Origin of the sequence: Streptomyces chrestomyceticus JCM 4735, assembly GCF_003865135.1 — a bacterium.
In the GTDB taxonomy this organism is placed as follows: domain Bacteria; phylum Actinomycetota; class Actinomycetes; order Streptomycetales; family Streptomycetaceae; genus Streptomyces; species Streptomyces chrestomyceticus.
Window position 1 is genome coordinate 3,050,847 of record NZ_BHZC01000001.1, and the last position, 20,566, is coordinate 3,071,412.

A 20,566-nucleotide genomic window follows, 5' to 3' on the forward strand; every position below is an offset into this window, starting at 1 on the left:
GCCCACAGCACGCATCCGGGCACCCGAGCCCAAATAATTCCGCTCCGAAACAAACGATAGGATTGAGCCATGCGCCGTTCCAAAATCGTCTGCACCCTGGGCCCCGCCGTCGACTCCTACGACCAGCTGAAGACGCTGATCGAGGCCGGCATGAACGTGGCCCGATTCAACATGAGCCACGGCACCCACGCGGAGCACGAGGAGCGCTACCACCGCGTCCGCAAGGCCGCCGAGGAGACCGGCCGCGCCATCGGCGTGCTGGCCGACCTCCAGGGCCCCAAGATCCGCCTGGAGACCTTCGCCGACGGCCCGGTCGAGCTGGTGCGCGGCGACGAGTTCGTCATCACCACCGAGGACGTGCCCGGCGACAAGACCATCTGCGGCACGACCTACAAGGGCCTGCCCGCCGACGTCTCCAAGGGCGACCCGGTCCTGATCAACGACGGCAATGTCGCACTCCAGGTCGTCGAGGTCGACGGCCCCCGGGTGCGCTGCATCGTCATCGAGGGCGGCGTCATCTCCGACCACAAGGGCATCAACCTGCCCGGCGCGGCGGTCAACGTCCCGGCGCTGTCCGAGAAGGACATCGACGACCTGAAGTTCGCCCTGAACATGGGCTGCGACCTGGTCGCGCTGTCCTTCGTACGGGACGCCAAGGACGTCAACGACGTGCACCGCGTCATGGACGAGGTCGGCCGGCGCGTCCCGGTGATCGCCAAGGTGGAGAAGCCGCAGGCGGTCAACAACATGGAGGAGGTCGTCGCGGCCTTCGACGGCGTCATGGTGGCCCGTGGCGACCTGGCCGTGGAGTACCCCCTCGAAAAGGTCCCGATGGTGCAGAAGCGCCTGGTGGAGATGTGCCGGCGGAACGCCAAGCCGGTGATCGTGGCGACCCAGATGATGGAGTCGATGATCACCAACTCGCGGCCGACCCGCGCCGAGGCGTCCGACGTCGCCAACGCGATCCTGGACGGCGCCGACGCGGTCATGCTCTCCGCCGAGTCCTCGGTCGGCCAGTACCCGATCGAGACCGTCAAGACGATGTCGAAGATCGTCGAGGCGGCCGAGGAGGAGCTGCTGTCCAAGGGCCTGCAGCCGCTGGTCCCGGGCAAGAAGCCCCGCACCCAGGGCGGCGCGGTGGCCCGCGCGGCCGCCGAGATGGCCGACTTCCTCAACGGCAAGGCGCTGGTGGCCTTCACCAAGTCCGGTGACACCGCCCGCCGCCTGTCCCGCTACCGCGCGGCCCAGCCGATCCTGGCCTTCACCACGGACGCCGCCACCCGCAACCAGCTCGCGCTGAGCTGGGGCGTGGAGACCTTCGTCGTGCCGCACGTGGAGCACACCGACGAGATGGTCGACCTGGTCGACGCCGAGCTGCTGAAGCTCCAGCGCTACAACGACGGCGACACCATGATCATCACGGCCGGTTCGCCCCCCGGCGTCCCCGGCACCACCAACATGGTCCGCGTCCACCACCTGGGCGGCGACCGCGGCTGACGCGCGGCGCGTGACCTGAGTACGGCGGTGGGCCGCATCCCCTCGGGGGTGCGGCCCACCGCCGTACGCACGTGCCGGACTCAGTCCGAGACCGAGTGGTGCAGCCCCGGAATCGTCAGGGTGCCGCCGAACTGGCCCGCCTGGGTGATCTTCACCTTGGTGAAGTACGCGAAGGGGACGTTGAGGGGCGGCGGGTGCTCCGGGTCGAAGACGATCGGGATCAGGCCGAAGAGGTTCCCCTGGAGACGCTCGGTGTACATGGTGACCTTGCCGTCGCGGATCGTCGAGGTGGAACCCGCGGCCGCCTGGACGTGGTACTTCTTCCCGGCCGGGCCGTCCACGATCTGGTGGAGGTCGCCGATGTCGATGCTGTCCGCGGTGAACTTCAGCGCCTGCTTGGTCCGGCCGTTCGGCATCGTGAGGTTGACGACGCCCTCGTAGTCCAGGCCGCGCAGGGTCAGGCCGCTGGACTCCAGGTACCAGGGCTGGTTCGGGACGGCGGTCGGCGGCTGCTCGGCCTTGCCCGCGACCTTCTTCTCCTCGACGCAGGGGAACGGTTTCCTGCCGTCCGCGTCGGGGGCGTCCGGGCCGGCGCTGCCGCTGGGGGACGGGGACGGGGTGGCCGACGGCGAGGCGTCGTCCGCCTTGTCCTTCGCGTCGTCCAGCGCCTTGCCCGCCTTGTCCTCGGCGTCGTCGGCCGCCTTGCCCAGCTTGCCGGCGGTGTCCTTGAGGCGGTCGGTGGCCTTGCCGCCGGGCTTGGCGGACGTGCCGCCGGAGCCGGATCCGGAGTCCTTGCCCGAGGGTGCGGAGGAGGACGGGGACGGCGACGGGGACGTGCCCGGGGTGCCGGACGCGCTGCCGCCGGGGTGGAAGACGTCGTGCAGCTTCTTGCCCACGCCCAGCGGGTCGTACCAGGGGTTCTGCTCCGAGGGGGACGGGGTGGCGGAGGGGGACGGGGCGGTGGACTTGCCCGCGGACGGGGACGGGGACGGGGACGTACCGTTCTTGCCCGGGGACGGGGAGGTGGCGCCGGGGGCGGGGGTGTCGTCCGTACCGGAGTTCCCGGTGCCGGAGCCCTGGTCCTTGCCGGACCCGTCCTCGGCCGCCTTGTCCTCGGCCGCTTTCTCCTTCTCGGCCTTGTCCTTGGCGGCCTTGTCTTTCTCCGCCTTCTCCGCCTTCTCCTTGGCCGCCTTCTCCTTGGCCGCCTTGTCCTTGGCGTCCTGCTCCGCCTTGTCGGGGGCGCTGACGCACGGGCCGTTCCTGAAGGGGCTCTCCGGCGGCTGCGGCTTGGCCATCGCCAACTGCGGTGTCAGGCCCATGCCCATCAGGACCGCGGTGGGCATCGCGGCGAGCGCGATCGCCTTGCCCGCGGGGACGTGCAGCCGGGTCAGCAGCGGTTTGCGCGGGGCCGCGTGGCGCGGCCCGGTTCTCGCCGCCGGGGCGGCCGCCTGCGTCTCGTGCTCGTCACCCGGCACTGTTCCTCCCGTTCGTCCCGGTGACCGGGCTCGCTCCTGACAGGCCGTCCGGTGCGCCGCCCACGGGCCGGGCCGGCTCGCCCCCCTCGGGGGCGATGGGCTTGCCCGGCGCCCAGGAGACCGCCAGCGCGCCGCCGATCAGGCCCAGCAGGAAGCCGACCACGAAGGCGCCGAAGTTGGAGACCACCAGGGAGACCAGGGACAGCAGGATCGCCGCGACCCCCGCGAAGACGCGGGAGGCGGGCTGGAACCACATGGTCAGGCCGAGCACGACCAGGAGTACGCCGATGATCAGCGAGCCGGCGCCCGCGGTCGTCGCCATCCGGACGGTCAGGGAGCCGATCGTGAGGTTCGCGTAGGGGATGTACATGATCGGGAATCCGGCCAGCAGCGTCAGCACCCCGCCCCAGAACGGGCGCTGACCTCGCCACTCCCGGAACGAAGTGCGCTTGCGGCCGGTCTTCTCGTTCAGTCGTGGTCGCGTGTCGGCGCTCATGTCGTACAGCTCCTCGGGACTGGCTAATCGGTGGTACGTGAGCCGGGGTGCGTGGCGCGGCGGCCACCGGCGTACGGGTGCGGGGCGCGCGGACGGCGGACCGCCGCCACGCGCACCCCCGCCCCCGTGCGCTCAGTGCGTCAGTAGCACTCGTTCTTGCCGCGGCTGACGCTCATGTGCAGACCGCTGAGCTGGAACGTGCCGGCCGTGGTGGCCCAGGCGCGCTGCTTGACGTCCTTGAACAGCACATGCTCGGCCTGCTGGGCGAAGGAGCCGGGGAGGTAGGCACCCCTGCCCCCCTCGCCGGGCTTGGCCGGACCGGGCGTCTTGCCGTCGGCGCCGGTGTCGTCCACCGAGACGCCGATGTCCACGTTGGTGAACGTCGCGTTGGTCTGCAGGTCGTCGGCGTCGATGTAGAGCTTCTTCGCCAGGACCTTCGGGCCGCCGTCACCGCCCGCCTTGAGCTGCATCGTCACGTCGCCGAAGACCGGCACCGGCACGACGACCGACTGGCACAGGTTGGTGATCTTCGCGGAGTTCAGGCCCACCACGGCGACCGGGTGCTGGCCGTTCTTGCCCTTGTCGAGGGCGCCGTACTGGACGAATCCGTCACCGTCGAGTTCGGACGCGGTGACCTTGAACTGCTGACCGGAGACGCTGAACGACGCCGCCAGCGCACCCTGCGCGATGGCGACTCCGATGGCAGCCGTCGCCGCGACGCTCGGCACCATGACAACGGCGAACCGCTTCCATCTGGTCCCGCCACGAGCCAGGGACTCCATGACTTTCCTCCTTCTCGGACGTACATCTCCGGTCGCGGTCCGGGTCTCGGGAGACGGCGGCCGTACCTGGGATGGGAGAAGTGCTACGTCCTCGGGAAGGAGAGCGCCCGTATCGAAATGGCGTACGGGCGTACGGCGTTCCGATGCACCGGCGATCACCCCCGAGCGACAACCACTGGCCACGCTCACGCGCGGCGTTTGTCGGACAGGCCCTGCCGGGTGAGCAGGAACCCCCCTGTCCGGGACCGGTGACGGTGCCGCCGGCCACTCGGTGGGGACCCATGGACCCCGCGGCGCCGACCGGTTGCCGGGCGGCGGGAATGGACCGAGCGTGGCCGATCGTGGTGCATCGGCGGCTGTCGCACAAGGGGTTCGTTACTTGCGAGTAACGGAGAGATGACCAGGGTGCGACGGCGCGAAATCGGGCGAGCACCCAGGGTTGTCACCAGTGGTGAGGAGACATGGGGCGATCGGGGAGGAACACCGGCAAAAACCCTCGCTCCTCTTACTCCAAGTAACAGCGGCCACGATTACCAAGATTTGGTAAAACGTGGCCGCTGCCGAGTGGTGAGGTCCGCGCGCCTCAGGGGGCGCGGGGGACCGGACGCCGAGGGGTCAGAGGGGGATCAGAACAGCACCCGCGCCAGGGCCGTACGGGCCGAGATCACCCGGGGATCGTCGGTGCCGATGACCTCGAACAGCTCCAGCAGCCGGACCCGCGCGGCCTCGCGGTCGTCGCCCGCCGTGCGCCGGACGGTGTCCACCAGCCGCCCGAAGGCGTCCTCCACATGACCGCCGACCAGGTCCAGGTCGGCCGCCTTGATCTGCGCCTGCACGTCGGCGGGGTCGTCGGCCGCCGCCTTGCGCACCTCCTGCGGGTCCAGGTCACGCACCCGGCGCAGCAGTTCGGCCTGTGCCAGGCCGAGCTTGGCCTCCGGGTTCGCCGGGTCGTCGGAGAGCACGTTCTTGTACGCCTGGACGGCACCGTCGAGGTCACCGGCGTCCAGCGCCTGGTTCGCGGCCTCCAGCAGGGCGTCGTACGGGCCGGCCGGCTCGGGGACGTCCTCCTGCGGCGCGGCGTCCGCCGGGTCGACGGGCGCGCCGACGATCCCGAACTGCTGCTCGGCGGCCTGGACGAGCTGGTCCAGCACCTGGCGGATCTGCGCCTCCGGGGCCGCGCCCTGGAACAGCGGGATCGGCTGGCCCGCGACGACCGCGAAGACCGCCGGGATGCCCTGCACGCCGAACTGCTGGAACAGCGCCTGGTTGCGGTCGACGTCGATCTTGGCCAGGACGAACTTGCCGGCGTACTCCCCCGCCAGCCGCTCCAGCAGCGGGCCGAGCTGCTTGCACGGCTCGCACCACTCGGCCCAGAAGTCGATGACGACCGGCACCTCGGTGGAGCGCTGGAGGATGTCCTGCTGGAACCCCGCCTCGTCGACGTCGAACACCAGACGGGCGCCGCCCGTGGGCCGGCCGGTGCGGGCCGCCTCGGCGCGCGCCTGCTCCGCCTTCTGCTTCGCTTCCCCGGCCGCCTTCACCGCGGCGAGGTCGACGACTCCACTCATGGACATGTTGCGTGGCTGCATGGGCCTATCCTCCCCCTTCCGCGGACCGTTGCGAAAAGCGGTGCCGAAAATTCACGGTGCGCGAAAAAGTGCGCGGCGCCGGTCCGTCCATGCGGCCCGCCGGTGTGCCGGCGCAGGACGGAGGTGCCGCGTGCACCGGCCCGGGGCCGGTGCGGTGCTGCGGTGGCCCCGGGTCCCCACCCGCGGCCTGTGGTTGTCGCGTCCGGGGCGGGCCGTGCGGGCCCACCCTTTCGCTACGACCCGTAGCGTAACTGTCCGGCGCCCCGGCCCGGCACCCCCTCCCGCGAACCGTACGGGTGATCTGCCTCACGAGGCCGGGCCCGCCCGCGGCTACTGGCCGGTATGGTCGCCCCCATGCACCGCTGCCCCCTCACCGGCACCAGCTCCCCCGCGGACCGTGCGGGTCCCCGGAGCCGTACGGGCCGGCCGCGCAGCGCCGAGGCGGACCGCGCGATCCTCGACGCCACCCGCGCCGCACTGGTCGAGCTGGGCTGGGGCAAGCTCACGATGAGCGACGTGGCCGCCCGCGCCGGGGTCGCCAAGACGACCCTCTACCGCCGCTGGGCCAACAAGAACGAGCTGGTCCTGGACGCCGTGGCGGTCCTCTTCGACGAACTCGAACTCCCCGACCGGGGCTGCCTCCAGGCCGACATCGAGGGCGTCGTCCTGCAGTTCGCCTCCCTGCTGGCCCGTCCGGAGACCAAGACCGCGCTGATGGCCGTGGTCGCCGAGTCCACCACCGACGAGGCGCTGCGGATCCGGATCCGCTCCGCCGTGGTCGAACGGCAGAAGCGGCTGGTGATCCTCGGACGCGAGCGGGCCCAGGCGCGCGGGGAGCTGCCGCCGGACCCGGACGGCGAGGAGGGCGCGGCGGCCGCCGGGCGGGCGGTGGGGCTGATCTTCGACGTGATCGCGGGCGCCGTCGTGCACCGGGCGCTGGTCAGCGCGGAGCCGGTGGACGAGCTGTGGGCGCAGCAGTTCAGCGCGCTGCTGCTGACGGGGCTGGCCGGACTCGCGGAAGCGGGCCCGGCCGGGGCGTGAGGCTGCCGGGCGGCCACGTACCGGTACGGGGACGGGCCGCCCCTCGCGCCGGGCGCCCGTACCCGTACCGCCTGTCCCTCAGACCTGGTACCGGTCCGCCGCGAACAGGTGCACATGCTCCGCGACCCACTCCGACGTCCGCTTCAGCCCGTCCTCCAGGGACACCTCCGGCGCCCACCCGGCCCACTCGCGCGCCCGCGAATTGTCCGAAAGCAGTCGCTGGACCTCGCTCCCGGCGGGCCGCAGCCGGGAGCCCTCCACCACCACCTCGGCGTCCCGCCCGGACGCGGCGATCAGGGCCCGCGCCAGGTCACCGATGGAGATCTCGCGCCCCGTACCGAGATTGACGACCTCGCCCAGCGCCCGGTCGCAGTCGGCCATCGCCAGGAAGCCGGCCGCGGTGTCGGTGACGTAGGTGAAGTCGCGGGTCGGGGTGAGCGAGCCCAGCCGGATCTCCCGGGAGCCCGCGTGCAGTTGCGCCAGGATGGTGGGGATGACGGCGCGCGCGGACTGGCGCGGGCCGTAGGTGTTGAACGGGCGGACGACCGTGACCGGCAGCTCGAAGGCGTGCCAGTGGGAGAGCGCCATCATGTCCGCGCCGATCTTCGAGGCGGAGTACGGGGACTGCGGCTGCAGCGGGTGGTCCTCGCTGATCGGCGCGGTCAGGGCGGTGCCGTACACCTCGCTGGTGGAGGTGTGCACCAGGCGGCGCACGGAGTGGCGGCGGCAGGCCTCGGCGATGTTCTCGGTGCCCACGACGTTGGTCTGGACGTAGGCGCCGGGCGAGTCGTAGCTGTACGGGATGCCGATGAGGGCGGCGAGGTGGAAGACCGTGTCGCAGCCGGCGACGGCGTCCGCCACCCGTCCGGCGTCCCGCACGTCGCCCGCGACCATCTCGACCGGGCTGTCCGGGCCCAGGTAGCGGGCCAGGTGCCCCTTCTCCGCGTACGGCTTGTAGTGCACGAACGCGCGCACCTTCGCGCCGTACCCGACGAGCTGGTCCACCAGCGTCGAGCCGATGAAGCCCTCGGCGCCGGTGACCAGGACGGTGCGGTCCTTCCAGCGGGCTTCCATGGCGGCGTGGCCGGCGGTGGCGTTGATGGCGGTGGCGTGGTCGGTGGTGCTCATGCGGGTGCTCATGCGGTCTCCCTCAGGTAGGTGGTGGGGTGGGCTGCGGGGTGGCCGGCCAGCCGCAGGACCTTGGCGGCCAGCAGGTCGGCGGCGCGCGCGTGGGTGCCCGGGTCGGCGGCCTGGCCCATGGCGGCCAGCCGGGCGGGGTCGTCGAGCAGCGGGGTGACGAGTGCGTCCAGGCGTTCCGCGGTGGTCTCGGCGTCCGGCAGGAGGACGGCGGCGCCCGCGTCGGAGAGCACCCGCGCGTTGTGCGTCTGGTGGTCGCCGGGCGCGTGCGGGTACGGGACCAGGACCGCGGGCATCCCGATCGTCGCCAGTTCGGCGACGGTCGCCGAACCGGCCCGGCACACCACGAGGTCGGCGGCGGCGTAGGCCAGGTCCATCCGGTCCAGGTACGGGACGGCCTCGGCGACCGCCGCGCCGCCCGTCGCCACCAGCCGCTCCCGGGTCCCGTCCAGCGCCGCGGGCCCGGTCTTGATCAGTAGCCGCAGGTCCGTACGGGTCCGGTGGCGGGCCGCCAGGCCGACCGCGGCTTCGGTGAGCCGGGCCGCGCCCAGGCTGCCGCCGTTGACGAGCAGCAGCCGGGTGCCGGCCGGCACGCCCAGTTCCCGGCGCGCCCGCTCCCGCAGCGCCGTACGGTCCAGGTTCGCCAGCGGCCCGACCAGCGGCATCCCGACCGTCTCGGCGCGCTCGCCGCCCGTCAGGTGCGCGCGGCTGCGGTCGAAGGCGAGCGCGATGTGCGGGGTGAGCCGGGCGGCGAACTTGTTGGCCCGGCCGGGCACCGCGTTGGACTCGTGGACCAGGCTGGGCAGCCCGGCCAGCCGCGCCCCCACGATGACCGGCGCGCTCGGGTAGCCGCCCATGCCGACCGCGACCTGGGCCTCCTGCTGCCGCAGGATCGAGCGGCACTGCGCGCCCGATTTCAGCAGCGCGGCGGGCAGCAGATAGCGCTTGGCGCCGAGCGACGGGTCGAAGGGGATCATGTCCACGGTGTGCAGGCGGTATCCGGCCTGCGGGATGAGCCGCGTCTCCAGCCCGCGCTCCGTACCGACGAAGGAGACCACCGCGTCGGGCACAGCCCGGCGCAGAGCGTCCGCGAGGGCGAGCCCGGGGTAGATGTGGCCGCCGGTACCGCCCGCACCGATGACGACTGAGAGTGGTGTGCGCATGGCCGCCACGCTCGTCAAGCGCCCTAAGAAGGTTCTAAGACGGAGGTTTGGCAGCCTGTGTGCATGCCGTCCTCGCCTGCACCGCACCCCGCGCCCCGGAGCGCCGCCCAGCAGCCCGCCGCCGCGTCCCCGCCGAAGATCCTCGTCGTGGACGACGAACCGGAGGTACGGGCCGCCGTCGAAGACGGCCTCACCGTGGAGGGGTACGCGGTGCGCGGCGCCGCCGACGGGCTGGCGGCGCTGTCCGAGGTGGCCTCCTGGCAGCCGGACGCGATCGTGCTGGACGTGATGATGCCGGTGCTGGACGGCCTGGCGGTCTGCCGGCGGCTGCGCGCGCTGGACGACCGTACGCCGATCCTGGTGCTGACCGCGCTGGACTCGGTCAGCGAGCGGGTGGACGGGCTGGACGCGGGCGCCGACGACTATCTCGTCAAACCGTTCGCGCTGGACGAGCTGGTCGCGCGGGTGCGGGCGCTGCTGCGCCGCGCGTCGGCCGGCGCCGCCGACGACACCTCGCTGGCCTTCGCCGACCTGGTCGTCGACCCGCTGACGCGCACCGGCCACCGGGGCGGGCGGCCGCTGGAGTTCAGCCGTACGGAGTGGGCCCTGCTGGAACTGCTCCTGCTGCACCCCGGGCAGGTGATGCCGCGCGAGGTGATCCTGGAGCGGGTCTGGGGCCGCGACTTCGGGCCGGACTCCAACTCGCTCGCCGTGTACGTGGGTTACCTGCGCCGCAAACTGGAGGCGGGCGGCGAGGCCCGGCTGGTGTACACCGTGCACGGCGTCGGCTACCGCTTGGACGAGCCGGGCCAGGCGGGCCGGGGCGGCAGGGCGGGACGGGCGTGAGCGGGCGGCGCGGCCTGGGCGCGCGCTGGCGGCGGCGCCGGCCGCTGCGGACCCGGCTGGCGATCGCCGCATCCGCCGCAGTGGCCTTGGTGGCGGTCGGCATCTGCACGGCGGCGTTCTTCATCATCCGCTACCAGATGACCCGGCAACTGGAACTGAACCTGGCCCAGACAGCAGCCCAGTACTCCGAGAAGATGCGCACCTGGGGCCCGACTGCGGGCGACACGAGCTGCCGTTTCCAGGCCGTTCCCTGTGTCCAGTCGGTCCCCTCCGACAAGTCCAGGGACCCGCGCGCCCCTTACGCGCTGCCGGTCGACGACACCACCCGCGCAGTCGCCGCCGGGCGGCACGCGCCGTACTACAGCGAGCTGACCGTGGCCGGTTACCCGGTGCGCATGTACACCGTGCGGCTGCGCGGCAAGGACGAGGCGCTCCAGGTCGCACTGCGCACGGACACCGTGCAGCGCGGCGTCCAGAAGGCCGCGCTGGCACTGGCGGGAGTCGGCGGCGCCGGTGTCCTGCTGGCGGCCGGGCTCGGCTACTGGGTCTCGCGCACCGGCCTGGCCCCGGTCGCCCGCCTCACCGCCACCGCCGAACGCATCGCCGCCACCCGCGACGCCCGGCACCGCATCGAACTGCCCGCCGGGCCGCCCGGCCGCGAGGACGAGGTCACCCGCCTCGCCGCCAGCTTCAACACCATGCTCGGCGAACTGGAACAGTCGGTCGCCGCACAGCGCCGGCTGGTCGCGGACGCCTCCCACGAGCTGCGCACCCCGCTGACCGCGCTGCGCACCAACGCCGAACTGCTCGCCCGTGCCGACCGGCTGACCGACGCCCAGCGCGACCGCGCGTCCGGCGCCCTGGGCCGCCAGCTCCGCGAGGTCACCACCCTCGTCAACGACCTGATCGAACTGGCCCGGGACGAGGAGCCGCAGCCGCTGGTGGAACAGGTCCGCCCGGCGGCGCTGCTGGAGCACGCGGTGGAGGCGGCGCGCGGCCACTGGCCGGAGATCACGTTCACCGTACGGGCCGACGGTGCGGCACACGGGGTGACCGTCCCGGGCGTACCGGCGCGGCTGTCCCGGCTGCTGTCCAACCTCCTGGACAACGCGGCGAAGTTCTCACCGCCCGGCGGCCCGGTCGAGACGGAACTGGCCCTGGCGGGGGACGCGCTGGAGCTGACCGTACGCGATCACGGCCCCGGCATCACCGCCGAGGACCTGCCGCACGTCTTCGACCGCTTCTACCGTGCCGAGACCGCCCGCGCGCTGCCCGGCTCCGGCCTCGGCCTGGCCATGGCCCGCCAGATCGCCCGCGCCCACCACGCCGAACTGACGGCAGCCCAGGCGCCGGGCGGCGGGGCGCTCTTCCGCCTCCGCTTCCCGGTGGGGTAGGACGGGACCGTACGGGAGGTTGTACGGGTCCCGGTCCGGCAACGGCGTACTACCCTGGGCCGGAATCACGGCCGGGTACGGGCCGAACGGGCGGACCGGAAGGGGCGGGCGGTGAGCGGACGAGCACGCCGTGCGCTGCCGGGCGTCCTGCCCCGCGCGCTGGCCGGGCTGTGGGCCGTCCTGCTGGTCCTGGCCGGGACGTCCGGAATGGCGGGCGCCACGTCCGGGCCGCTGCTGACCGGCTCACCGGCTGCTGCCGCCACAAGTCCGGCAGGCACCACTTCCGGCCCCGCCGGCACCGCTTCCCGGCCATCGTCCGCCGCCGCACCCCAGGTACTCACGGCACACACCGCGCCCGGCCACCCCCGGGCCGACGCCCGCACCACCCCGGACCGGCCGGTGGCCCGCCAGACCGCCACCGCCCACGTCCAGGCCGTCCTCCCGCACCCGCGCTTCCCCGGCCTCCCGGGCGCGCTGCCCACCGCGTCCCCGGCGCCCCGCCACTCCCCCTTCGGGTACGGCGAGACCGTCGGCCCGCGCCAGGAGCGGGCGCCGCCCTGGGCCCGGTACTCCCCGCGCAGCCCGCGCGGACCTCCCTTCGTACGGAGACGCTGACGCCCCAGGCGTACGGCGGCCCGCAGCACCGGCATGCCCGGCGACGCCCTCGGCGCGCCGTCCCGGCCCGGTGCGCGCGACCGCCCCGCGCCCCGCCTCCGTATCCCTGAAGGGGAACCCCATGCCGTCCCGCGCTCCGTCGCGGCGGCCCTGGCGTGCGCTGATCGCGCTCGCCGTCGTCGCCGTGTCCCTGTTCTTCGCCCTGACCACCCCCGCCCGCCTCGGCCTCGATCTCCGCGGCGGTACCCAGATCGTCCTGGAGACCCGGGACTCGCCCACCGCCCGTGCCGACTCCGCCGCCACCGACCGGGCGCTGGAGGTGCTGCGGCAGCGGATCGACGCGCTCGGCGTCTCCGAACCCTCGTTGTCCCGCTCCGGCGAGAAACGCATCGTCGCCGAACTGCCCGGGGTCCAGGACCCGAAGCAGGCCGTCGAGGTCATCGGCCGTACCGCGCAACTCACCTTCCACCCCGTGCTCAGCGCCCTCCCGGACCCCAAGGGCACGCCGGAACTGAAGGCCAAGGACGACCGCACCCGCACCCTCGCCGACCCCGACACGCCCGGCCAGGCCCTGCGGCTCGGTGCGCCCGCGCTGACCGGCGAGGGCGTCAAGGACGCGGAGGCCGTCTTCGACGCGCAGGGCGGGCGCGGCTGGACCGTCGACCTGTCCTTCCGCGGCGCCGCCGGGGACGCCTGGGCGCGGATCACCGGGCAGGCGGCGTGCGCGGCGCCCGGCGATCCGGCCCGGCGGGTCGCGATCGTGCTGGACGACCGGGTGATCTCCGCGCCCGGCATGCAGCAGAGCGTGCCGTGCAGGACCGGCATCGCCGGCGGCAACGCCCAGATCACCGGCGGCTTCAGCGACACCGAGGCCCGCGACCTGGCGGCTCTCGTCAAGGGCGGCGCCCTGCCGGTGCCCGTCGAGGTCGTCGAACAGCGCACCGTCGGCCCGACGCTGGGCGCCGACGCGATCAAGGCCAGTGCCACCGCCGCCGTCATCGGCCTGCTCTGCACCGGCGTGTTCGTCATCGTCGTCTACCGGCTGCTGGGCGCACTGGCCACGGTCGCCCTCGCCGCGTACGGACTGATCTCGTACGCCGTGCTCGTCGCCCTCGGCGCCACCCTCACCCTCCCCGGCCTGGCCGGTTTCGTGCTCGCGATCGGTATGGCGGTGGACGCCAATGTGCTGGTCTTCGAGCGGGCCAGGGAGGAGTACGCGCGCCGCGCGGCCCGTTCCGGCGGTGATCTGCGGCGCCCGCTGCGCGAGGGCTTCGGCAAGGCGTGGAGCGCGATCCTCGACTCGAACGTCACCACGCTGCTCGCCGCCGGCCTGCTGTTCCTCTTCGCCACCGGACCGGTCAAGGGCTTCGGCGTCACGCTGTCCATCGGGGTGCTGGCCTCGATGGTCTCGGCGCTGGTCATCACCCGGGTGCTGGCGGGCTGGGCGGTGCGCCGGGGCTGCGTACGGCGGCGGCCCGCGATCACCGGCATGGCGTCCGAGGGGCGGGTACGCCGCTGGCTGGCGCGTCGCGAACCGCGGCTGATGCGAAGGCGCCGCACCTGGCTGGGCCTCGGCGCCGGTCTCCTGCTCTTCGCCGTCGCCGGAATCGGTGTTCGCGGGCTGGAGTTCGGCGTGGAGTTCACCGGCGGCCGGCTCGTCGAGTACAGCACCAGCCGTACGGTGGACGCCGAGACGGCGCGCGAGGCGGTCTCGGCGGCGGGCTTCCCCCGCGCGGTCGTCCAGGAGTCGGGGGACGGCGGCATCGCCGTACGTACCGAACAGCTCACCGACGCCGAGCAGGACCGTATCCGCGCGTCCCTCCAGAAGCCCGGCGGCACGGTCGAGGTCGAACGGGACGAGAAGATCGGGCCCAGCATGGGCAGCGAGCTGCGCGGCAAGGCACTGATCGCGCTGGGTATCGCGGTCGCCGCCCAGTTGATCTATCTGAGCATCCGGTTCCGCTGGACGTTCGCGACGGCCGCGGTCCTCGCCATGGTGCAGGACGTCGTGCTGGTGGTGGGCCTGTTCGCCTGGCTGGGCAAACCGGTGGACAGCGTCTTCCTCGCGGCGCTGCTGACCGTCGTCGGCTACTCCGTCAACGACACGGTCGTGCTCTTCGACCGCGTACGGGAACTGCGGCGCGCCGCCAAGGGCGACCGGGCCGCGCGCGGTCCGGAGGGGCTCGCGCGCCTCGCCGACCGGGCGATCGTGCAGACCGTGCCCCGCACCGTGAACACCGGCATGGGTGCCCTGTTCGTCCTCGCCGCCCTCGCGGTGCTGGGCGGCGACTCACTGGCCGACTTCTCCGTGGCGCTGCTGGCGGGCGTCCTGTTCGGCATCGCCTCGACGATCTTCACGGCCACCCCGGCCGCCGTCGTCCTGGAGAGCCGCCACCCGGGCCCGGAGGCACCCGCCGCCCGCCCGCGGGACAAGGCCGGGGCCGGGAACGGCGCGGTGGTCTGACACGGCACCGGGGGCGGGACCGCACACGGCCCCGCCCCCGGTACGTACCGCCGTCAGAACCCCGCGGGCTCCGTGTACACGCCCCACTCCGCGCGCAGCACGTCACAGATCTCACCGAGCGTCGCCTCGGCCCGTACGGCCGCCAGCATCGGCTCGATCATGTTGCCGCCGTCGCGCGCGGCGGCGAGCATCGCGTCCAGCGAGGAGCGCACCCGCGCGTCGTCCCGGGCCGCCCTGCGGTCCGCCAGGACCCGTACCTGCTCGCGCTCGACCTCGTGGCTGACCCGCAGGATCTCCAGGTCACCGGTGACCGAGCCGTGGTGGCAGTTGACGCCGACGACCTTCTTCTCGCCCTTCTCCAGCGCCTGCTGGTAGCGGAAGGCGGACTCGGCGATCTCCCCGGTGAACCAGCCGTCCTCGATACCGCGCAGAATGCCGGACGTCATCGGCCCGATGGGGTGTTCGCCGTTCGGCACCGCCCGGGCGCCCCGCTCCTTGATCTGCTCGAAGATCTTCTCCGCATCGGCCTCGATCCGGTCGGTCAGCGACTCGATGAACCACGAGCCGCCCAGCGGGTCCGCGACGTTGGCGACGCCGGTCTCCTCCATCAGCACCTGCTGCGTGCGCAGCGCGATCTCCGCGGCCTGCTCGCTGGGCAGCGCGAGGGTCTCGTCCAGGGCGTTGGTGTGCAGGGAGTTCGTCCCGCCGAGGACCGCGGCCAGCGCCTCCACCGCCGTACGGACGACGTTGTTGTACGGCTGCTGGGCGGTCAGCGAGACACCGGCGGTCTGCGTGTGGAAGCGGAGCCACTGGGCCTTCTCGCTGGTCGCGCCGTACACGTCGCGCATCCAGCGGGCCCAGATGCGGCGGGCCGCCCGGAACTTCGCGATCTCCTCGAAGAAGTCCAGGTGGGCGTCGAAGAAGAAGGACAGACCGGGCGCGAAGGTGTTCACGTCCAGGCCGCGGGAGAGCCCCAGCTCCACGTACCCGAAGCCGTCGGCGAGGGTGTACGCCAACTCCTGCGCGGCCGTCGCGCCCGCCTCGCGGATGTGGTAGCCGGAGACCGAGAGCGGCTTGTACGCGGGGATGCCGCGCGCGCAGTGCTCCATCAGGTCGCCGATCAGGCGCAGGTGCGGCTCGGGCGGGAAGAGCCACTCCTTCTGGGCGATGTACTCCTTGAAGATGTCCGTCTGGAGCGTGCCGTTCAGGACGGCCGGGTCGACGCCCTGGCGCTCGGCGGCGACCAGGTACATGCAGAAGACCGGGACGGCCGGTCCGGAGATCGTCATCGAGGTCGTGACGTCACCGAGCGGGATGTCCTTGAACAGGACCTCCATGTCGGCGGCCGAGTCGATGGCGACACCGCAGTGGCCGACCTCGCCGAGCGAGCGCGGGTCGTCGGAGTCCCGCCCCATCAGCGTCGGCATGTCGAACGCCACGGAGAGTCCGCCGCCGCCCGCCTTCAGGATCATCTTGTACCGCTCGTTGGTCTGCTCGGCGTTGCCGAAGCCCGCGAACTGGCGGATGGTCCACGTACGGCCGCGGTAGCCGGTCGGGTACAGGCCGCGGGTGAACGGGTACTCCCCCGGCCAGCCGATGCGCTCGAAGCCGTCGACCGTGTCGCCCGGACGGGGGCCGTACGCCGGCTCCACGGGATCGCCGGAGAGCGTGGTGAAGTCCGCGTCCCGCTTGCGGGCCGAGTCGTACCGGGCCTGCCAGCGGCGGCGGCCCTCTTCGATCGCGTCAGCGTCCATACCCCCGAATTTACTAGGACGTCCTAGTAATTGTCGATGGCTGACGGCCGGAAGTCGCCGAACGGCACCCGTCGGGCCCTACGCGAAGGCCGCCGGCGGAACCCGGCGGCCGTGCGACGACGGTACGGCGACCGTCCGCTCCCTCACACCTTCGCCGTCTGCGGCGACCCCTCCGCGACCAGCGGCTCGACCTCCCGGACGACCTTGCGCTCGACGAAGAAGGCAGCGGTCGGGATGGTGCCGGAGAGCAGCACCCACAGCAGCTTGCCGAACTTCCACTTCGCCTTGGACCCCAGGTCGAAGGCGAAGACGAGGTAGATGATGTAGAGCACGCCGTGGATCTGCGAGACCACGAGCGTCAGGTCCTTGCCCGTGTCGAAGCCGTACTTGGCCACCATGCAGGCGCACAGGACGAGGAGCATGACGGCGGTGACGTAGGCCATCACCCGGTATCGGGTCAGCACGCTGCGTTTCATGGTCCGAGCGTAACCGCCCGTTCCGGGGCGATCTTCGCCGCCCCTACCACGGATCACTCGTCCTGGAAATCACCGGCCGCGACCCGCAGCGGCCGCAGCATCGCGAAGATCTCCGCGCACTCCTCGGCGCTGTAGGCCCCCAGCCCGAACTCCATCGCCATCAGGTCACGCGTCGCCTTGTCACAGGTCACCCGCCCCTGCTCGGTGATGGACGCCAGCGTGCCCCGCCCGTCGTTCGGATTCGGCCGCTTGTCCACCAGCCCGGACCTCACCAGCCGGTCGACGGTGTTGGTCACCGAGGTCGGGTGCACCATCAGCCGCTCCCCGATCTTCGACATGGGCAGCTCCCCCGCCTTGGAGAAGGTGAGCAGCACCAGCGCCTCGTACCGGGCGAACGTCAGCCCGTACGGCTTCAGCACCGCGTCCACCTCGGACAGCAGGATCTGATGGGCCCGCATGACCGAAGTGATCGCGGCCATGGACGGCACGGCTCCCCATCGTCGCTGCCACAGTTCGTCGGCACGGGCGATCGGATCGAAGGCAAGACTGAGCGGCTTCGGCACGCCATCGACCCTACCGGTCGGCCATATCGTGGTCAGCCCTGTCTCAGGGTTCGGTATCCGGGGGGACCATCTTCCGATCCGGGGTGCTGCCGTGCTTCAGGTGGCCCCGCCGACGGGCGCGGTCTCCGTGTCCCCAGGGAGCGGCAGCCGGTCGCCGCGCGTCCGCCGGACCTGGAACACCACCAGCAGCACCGCCACCACCCCCACCACCCCACCAGCCGGCATCACCACCCGCAGCGGCGCGAGCTCGGCCGCCACCCCCGCCGCCCCCATCCCCAAGCCCATGATCGTCATGCGGCCCGCCTGCATCACTGTCATGGCCTGGCCCAGGAGGGCGTCGGGTACGGCGGTCACGAACCAGCGGTCGACGCCGAAGTTGTAGGCGATGCCGGTGCCGGTCAGGACCAGGAGTGCTACCGCCCAGCCGAGTGAGGGGCGGGTGGCGAAGCCCAGGGAGGGGAGGACGCAGAAGATGGCCAGGGGGAAGGTGAGGCGGGTGCGGGACCGGGGGCTCAGGTAGGTGCCGGCCAGGGTTTCGGCGGTGATCGCGCCGATGGGCATGGCGCACATGAGCAGGCCGGCCGCTGCCGGGCCCGCGCCGAGGGAGTCCGCGTACGGGATGAGCAGTGCTTCGGGGATGACGACGAAGGTCGGGGGGAGCCAGGTCAGGAGGAGAAGGGAGCGGATGCGGCGGTCGGAGAGGAGGTGTCGGGTGCCGGTCAGGGAGGCGCCCAGCAGCGCCCCGGGGGTCGTAAAGCGCGCGGGGCGGGGGTGGGTGCCGAGGCGTAGGAGGAGGGCCGAAGCGAGGAACGTGGCGGCGGTGACGGCGAGCACCGCGCCGGGTGCCACCGCGGCCAGGAGCAGGCCCCCGGCGGCGAAGCCGACCAGTTGTGCGCCTTGGTTGACGATGCGGATCAGCGAGCGTCCCAGGACGAACAGGTCGCCGTCCCCCAGTACGTCGCCCAAGGTCCCGGCCCGGGTTCCGGCGAAGACGGGGGCTATGGCGGCGGTCGCGCAGCGCAGGGCCAGCAGGACGGCGACCGGCGTGCCCGGGGCCGGCATCGCGGCGGCGCAGGCCGCGCACAGCAGGTCGCAGACGACGAGGACGCGGCGGGCCGGGTAGCGGTCGGCGACGGCGGAGAGCAGGGTGCCGCCGACCACGTACGGCAGCAGGCCCAGCGCGAACGTGAGCGCGCTCAGCAGCGGCGATCCGGTGAGCCGGTAGACGAGTACGGAGAGCGCGATCTCGCAGAGGACGACGCCGAGCGAGGAGAGGAGGTGGGCGGCGAAGACGGAGCGGAATTCGGGGACGGCGAAGACGGCGCGGTAGCCGGTTCCGGCAGGGGGTGGCGGTGGCTCCGAGCGCGGCTCGGCGGGGCCCGTGGTGGCGGGCCCGGAGGGGACGGGCATGGTGGCAGCGTGCCGGGCCGGGCCTTTCGCCCCCAGTCTTTCGGCGGGGCACGAATCCATGACGGATACGGCCGCTCGGTGGGAAGAGTGGAGGTATGAGGAGAGGGGGGCCTCGGTCATGCCGCTGGACATGCGCTTCGGCGCGGACGACCTGCTGCGCATCCGCTTCGCCATCTCGCCGCTCTGCGAGACCCACGAAGCCGTACGGACCCTGCTGCGCACCGACCGGCACGGCTACCACCTGCCCTGGCTGCGGCGGATGCGGACGGCGCTGGCGGGCCTGGACCTGTCCGCGCTGTGGCTCCTGATGCCGTCGCCGCAGCCCGGCTACACCCCGGACTTCCTGGGGCCGCCGCCGGAGTCGTCGCTCGCGCCCTTCGAGGAGGAGCTGGCGCGGGTGCGGGCCACGGACCCGGCCGTCGCCCACGCGGAGCTGGCCAAGTCGCTGGCCTGTACGCCCGGGGCCGCCGCCTCCCCGAAGGGGCGGGCGATGCTGGCGGACCCGGCGGGCGCCGTGCGGGAGCTGGCCGACGCCACCGAACGGGCCTGGCACGCCCTGCTGGCCCCGGACTGGCCACGGCTGCGCGCCCTGCTGGAGGCCGAGGTCGCCTACCGGTCCCGGCAGTTGGCGAGCGACGGGCTGGAGAAGCTGTTCGCGGACCTCAGCCCGCGCATCACCTGGTCCGGCGGCACCCTGACGGTCCGCACCCGCGCGCGGTTCCTCCAGATCCAGGACCTGGACGGGCGGGGCGTCCTGCTGATGCCGAGCGTCTTCGTGTGGCCCGACGTGGTGAGCGCCTACGAGCCGCACTGGCAGCCCACCGTCCTCTACCCGGCGCGCGGCATCGGCGGGCTGTGGCAGGAGCCGGAGACCGGCCCGGCGCTGGCCCGGCTGCTCGGCGTGAACCGGGCGGCGGTGCTCGTCGCGCTGGACGAACCGGCCTCGACCACGGCGCTGGCGCAGCGGCTGGGGCTCGCGCCGTCGTCGGTGTCGGCGCAGTTGTCGGTGCTGCGCGACGCCGGTCTGCTGACCTCGCGCCGCCACGGGCACCAGGTGCTGTACGAGCGGACGCCGCTGGGCATCGCGCTCAGCGCGGGGGGTACGGGCGGCGCGCCGCGCTGAGCTCCGGTGTCCGGACGGTCAGTTCTCCGAGCCCGCCGCGAGGTGGCGCTCGACGGTCTCGACCTTGGCGGTCAGGCCGTCGGTGACGCCCGGCCTGATGTCGGCCTTCAGGACGAGCGAGACCCGCCCGGCGCGCGCCTCGACGGCGGCCACGGCGCGCTTGACGACGTCCATGACCTCGTCCCACTCACCCTCGACGGACGTGAACATCGCGTCCGTACGGTTGGGCAGCCCGGACTCGCGGACCACCCGTACGGCGTCGGCGACGTACTCACCGACGTCTTCACCCACCCCCAGCGGGCTGACCGAAAATGCGACGATCATGCGTTGACCACACCTTCCCGGCGGGCGCGGGCGGCGATGACGGTGGCCTCGGCCTCGCGCTTGAGCATCCGCTCGGCGAAGAAGCCGCCCGTGGGCAGCACGGAGAGCACGAAGTACAGCGCGGCGGTCTTGAACTGCCACTTGGTGCGGTTCCAGGCGTCCAGCCAGAACACCACGTACAGGATGAACAGGACGCCGTGCACCATGCCCATCACCATCACACCGTTGAAGCTGGTGGTCCGCTTGAGGACCGAGCAGACGAGCAACAGCAGGAACGAAACCGCCTCGGGGGCGGAGACCAGGCGGAGCCGGCGCAGGGCGGAAGCGGTCTTGATGTCCACGGGAACCTCGTTCGGGTGGCAGGTGGCGGCAGGGCGCGCTTGTGCGGCATTTCACAAGGGCGTCACCATTGTTGCA

Annotated in this window: 19 protein-coding genes; 7 read left to right on the top strand and 12 right to left on the bottom strand. The window is 72.7% G+C overall.

Features of this window, described 5'->3' with window-relative positions; all coding sequences use genetic code 11:
- Positions 1-69 precede the first annotated feature (69 nt).
- Complete coding sequence (gene pyk / locus EJG53_RS12485) at positions 70-1,497, top strand: pyruvate kinase (RefSeq protein WP_031008005.1); 1,428 nt, start codon at positions 70-72, stop codon at positions 1,495-1,497.
- Positions 1,498-1,577: 80 nt separating this feature from the next.
- Here the strand turns inward: pyk and EJG53_RS12490 are convergent, their stop codons facing one another.
- The 4 genes from EJG53_RS12490 to EJG53_RS12510 all read right to left on the bottom strand — a co-directional run bounded on the left by EJG53_RS12490 (position 1,578) and on the right by EJG53_RS12510 (position 5,839).
- Entirely contained in the window at positions 1,578-2,972 is a 1,395-nt protein-coding gene (locus tag EJG53_RS12490) for a hypothetical protein (RefSeq protein ID WP_125044907.1), read from the bottom strand.
- Complete coding sequence (locus EJG53_RS12495; RefSeq protein WP_125044908.1) at positions 2,962-3,468, bottom strand: DUF6114 domain-containing protein; 507 nt, start codon at positions 3,466-3,468, stop codon at positions 2,962-2,964. Before EJG53_RS12495 ends, EJG53_RS12490 begins: the two co-directional genes overlap by 11 nt.
- Before the next feature lie 140 nt (positions 3,469-3,608).
- On the bottom strand, positions 3,609-4,250 hold the full coding sequence (locus EJG53_RS12500; RefSeq protein ID WP_125044909.1) for a DUF6230 family protein: 642 nt from the start codon (positions 4,248-4,250) through the stop codon (positions 3,609-3,611).
- Between the two features lie 626 nt (positions 4,251-4,876).
- Positions 4,877-5,839 carry a tetratricopeptide repeat protein gene (locus EJG53_RS12510; RefSeq protein WP_125044910.1) on the bottom strand — a complete coding sequence of 321 codons (963 nt, stop codon included), beginning with the start codon at positions 5,837-5,839 and terminating at the stop codon, positions 4,877-4,879.
- Positions 5,840-6,193: 354 nt separating this feature from the next.
- On the opposite strand from EJG53_RS12510, the gene EJG53_RS12515 reads away from it, so the two are divergent.
- Positions 6,194-6,880, top strand: a complete 687-nt coding sequence (locus EJG53_RS12515; protein ID WP_125044911.1) for a TetR/AcrR family transcriptional regulator — start codon at positions 6,194-6,196, stop codon at positions 6,878-6,880.
- 78 nt (positions 6,881-6,958) lie between these two features.
- Here EJG53_RS12515 and EJG53_RS12520 read toward each other — a convergent pair whose 3' ends face one another.
- The gene (locus EJG53_RS12520; protein WP_125049333.1) at positions 6,959-7,954 is read right to left on the bottom strand and encodes a GDP-mannose 4,6-dehydratase; all 996 of its coding nucleotides are present in this window, start codon (positions 7,952-7,954) and stop codon (positions 6,959-6,961) included.
- A gap of 62 nt (positions 7,955-8,016) precedes the next feature.
- The gene (locus EJG53_RS12525) at positions 8,017-9,180 is read right to left on the bottom strand and encodes a UDP-N-acetylglucosamine--N-acetylmuramyl-(pentapeptide) pyrophosphoryl-undecaprenol N-acetylglucosamine transferase (RefSeq protein WP_125044912.1); all 1,164 of its coding nucleotides are present in this window, start codon (positions 9,178-9,180) and stop codon (positions 8,017-8,019) included.
- A gap of 63 nt (positions 9,181-9,243) precedes the next feature.
- On the opposite strand from EJG53_RS12525, the gene EJG53_RS12530 reads away from it, so the two are divergent.
- The 4 genes from EJG53_RS12530 (at position 9,244) to secD (ending at position 14,499) form a co-directional block, all read left to right on the top strand.
- Positions 9,244-10,026: a response regulator transcription factor gene (locus EJG53_RS12530; RefSeq protein WP_244955113.1), complete on the top strand. Its 783-nt coding sequence runs from the start codon at positions 9,244-9,246 to the stop codon at positions 10,024-10,026.
- Positions 10,023-11,420: a sensor histidine kinase gene (locus EJG53_RS12535; protein WP_125044913.1), complete on the top strand. Its 1,398-nt coding sequence runs from the start codon at positions 10,023-10,025 to the stop codon at positions 11,418-11,420. Before EJG53_RS12530 ends, EJG53_RS12535 begins: the two co-directional genes overlap by 4 nt.
- Before the next feature lie 111 nt (positions 11,421-11,531).
- The gene (locus EJG53_RS12540; protein WP_125044914.1) at positions 11,532-12,035 is read left to right on the top strand and encodes a hypothetical protein; all 504 of its coding nucleotides are present in this window, start codon (positions 11,532-11,534) and stop codon (positions 12,033-12,035) included.
- A gap of 121 nt (positions 12,036-12,156) precedes the next feature.
- The gene (gene secD, locus EJG53_RS12545; protein ID WP_125044915.1) at positions 12,157-14,499 is read left to right on the top strand and encodes a protein translocase subunit SecD; all 2,343 of its coding nucleotides are present in this window, start codon (positions 12,157-12,159) and stop codon (positions 14,497-14,499) included.
- 53 nt (positions 14,500-14,552) lie between these two features.
- Here secD and EJG53_RS12550 read toward each other — a convergent pair whose 3' ends face one another.
- The 4 genes from EJG53_RS12550 to EJG53_RS12565 form a co-directional block, all read right to left on the bottom strand.
- Positions 14,553-16,253 (bottom strand): acyl-CoA mutase large subunit family protein, encoded by a 1,701-nt coding sequence (locus EJG53_RS12550; RefSeq protein WP_125044916.1) that lies wholly within the window; start codon positions 16,251-16,253, stop codon positions 14,553-14,555.
- A gap of 143 nt (positions 16,254-16,396) precedes the next feature.
- Positions 16,397-16,729 carry a DUF3817 domain-containing protein gene (locus tag EJG53_RS12555; RefSeq protein WP_125044917.1) on the bottom strand — a complete coding sequence of 111 codons (333 nt, stop codon included), beginning with the start codon at positions 16,727-16,729 and terminating at the stop codon, positions 16,397-16,399.
- A 53-nt stretch (positions 16,730-16,782) separates the two neighbouring features.
- Positions 16,783-17,292, bottom strand: a complete 510-nt coding sequence (locus EJG53_RS12560; protein WP_125044918.1) for a MarR family winged helix-turn-helix transcriptional regulator — start codon at positions 17,290-17,292, stop codon at positions 16,783-16,785.
- 96 nt (positions 17,293-17,388) lie between these two features.
- Positions 17,389-18,702 carry an MFS transporter gene (locus tag EJG53_RS12565; RefSeq protein ID WP_125044919.1) on the bottom strand — a complete coding sequence of 438 codons (1,314 nt, stop codon included), beginning with the start codon at positions 18,700-18,702 and terminating at the stop codon, positions 17,389-17,391.
- 118 nt (positions 18,703-18,820) lie between these two features.
- Here EJG53_RS12565 and EJG53_RS12570 point away from each other — a divergent pair, with 118 nt between their 5' ends.
- Positions 18,821-19,825 (top strand): ArsR/SmtB family transcription factor, encoded by a 1,005-nt coding sequence (locus tag EJG53_RS12570; RefSeq protein WP_125044920.1) that lies wholly within the window; start codon positions 18,821-18,823, stop codon positions 19,823-19,825.
- Between the two features lie 18 nt (positions 19,826-19,843).
- On the opposite strand, the gene EJG53_RS12575 is transcribed toward EJG53_RS12570, so the two are convergent.
- On the bottom strand, positions 19,844-20,149 hold the full coding sequence (locus tag EJG53_RS12575; protein ID WP_125044921.1) for an MTH1187 family thiamine-binding protein: 306 nt from the start codon (positions 20,147-20,149) through the stop codon (positions 19,844-19,846).
- A complete protein-coding gene (locus EJG53_RS12580) occupies positions 20,146-20,490 on the bottom strand; it encodes a DUF3817 domain-containing protein (protein WP_031008038.1) in 345 nt (114 codons plus the stop codon). Before EJG53_RS12580 ends, EJG53_RS12575 begins: the two co-directional genes overlap by 4 nt.
- Positions 20,491-20,566 lie beyond the last annotated feature (76 nt).

Excerpts from the sequence above, each read along its gene's own strand:
- EJG53_RS12530 (WP_244955113.1), top strand. The coding sequence starts at position 9,244 with ATGCCGTCCTCGCCTGCACCGCACCCCGCGCCCCGGAGCGCCGCCCAG.
- EJG53_RS12515 (WP_125044911.1), top strand. The coding sequence starts at position 6,194 with ATGCACCGCTGCCCCCTCACCGGCACCAGCTCCCCCGCGGACCGTGCG.
- EJG53_RS12525 (WP_125044912.1), bottom strand. The coding sequence starts at position 9,180 with ATGCGCACACCACTCTCAGTCGTCATCGGTGCGGGCGGTACCGGCGGC.
- EJG53_RS12565 (WP_125044919.1), bottom strand. The coding sequence starts at position 18,702 with ATGCCCGTCCCCTCCGGGCCCGCCACCACGGGCCCCGCCGAGCCGCGC.
- EJG53_RS12520 (WP_125049333.1), bottom strand. The coding sequence starts at position 7,954 with ATGGAAGCCCGCTGGAAGGACCGCACCGTCCTGGTCACCGGCGCCGAG.
- EJG53_RS12570 (WP_125044920.1), top strand. The coding sequence starts at position 18,821 with ATGCCGCTGGACATGCGCTTCGGCGCGGACGACCTGCTGCGCATCCGC.
- secD (WP_125044915.1), top strand. The coding sequence starts at position 12,157 with ATGCCGTCCCGCGCTCCGTCGCGGCGGCCCTGGCGTGCGCTGATCGCG.
- EJG53_RS12575 (WP_125044921.1), bottom strand. The coding sequence starts at position 20,149 with ATGATCGTCGCATTTTCGGTCAGCCCGCTGGGGGTGGGTGAAGACGTC.
- EJG53_RS12500 (WP_125044909.1), bottom strand. The coding sequence starts at position 4,250 with ATGGAGTCCCTGGCTCGTGGCGGGACCAGATGGAAGCGGTTCGCCGTT.
- EJG53_RS12555 (WP_125044917.1), bottom strand. The coding sequence starts at position 16,729 with ATGAAACGCAGCGTGCTGACCCGATACCGGGTGATGGCCTACGTCACC.
- EJG53_RS12495 (WP_125044908.1), bottom strand. The coding sequence starts at position 3,468 with ATGAGCGCCGACACGCGACCACGACTGAACGAGAAGACCGGCCGCAAG.
- EJG53_RS12510 (WP_125044910.1), bottom strand. The coding sequence starts at position 5,839 with ATGCAGCCACGCAACATGTCCATGAGTGGAGTCGTCGACCTCGCCGCG.
- EJG53_RS12550 (WP_125044916.1), bottom strand. The coding sequence starts at position 16,253 with ATGGACGCTGACGCGATCGAAGAGGGCCGCCGCCGCTGGCAGGCCCGG.
- pyk (WP_031008005.1), top strand. The coding sequence starts at position 70 with ATGCGCCGTTCCAAAATCGTCTGCACCCTGGGCCCCGCCGTCGACTCC.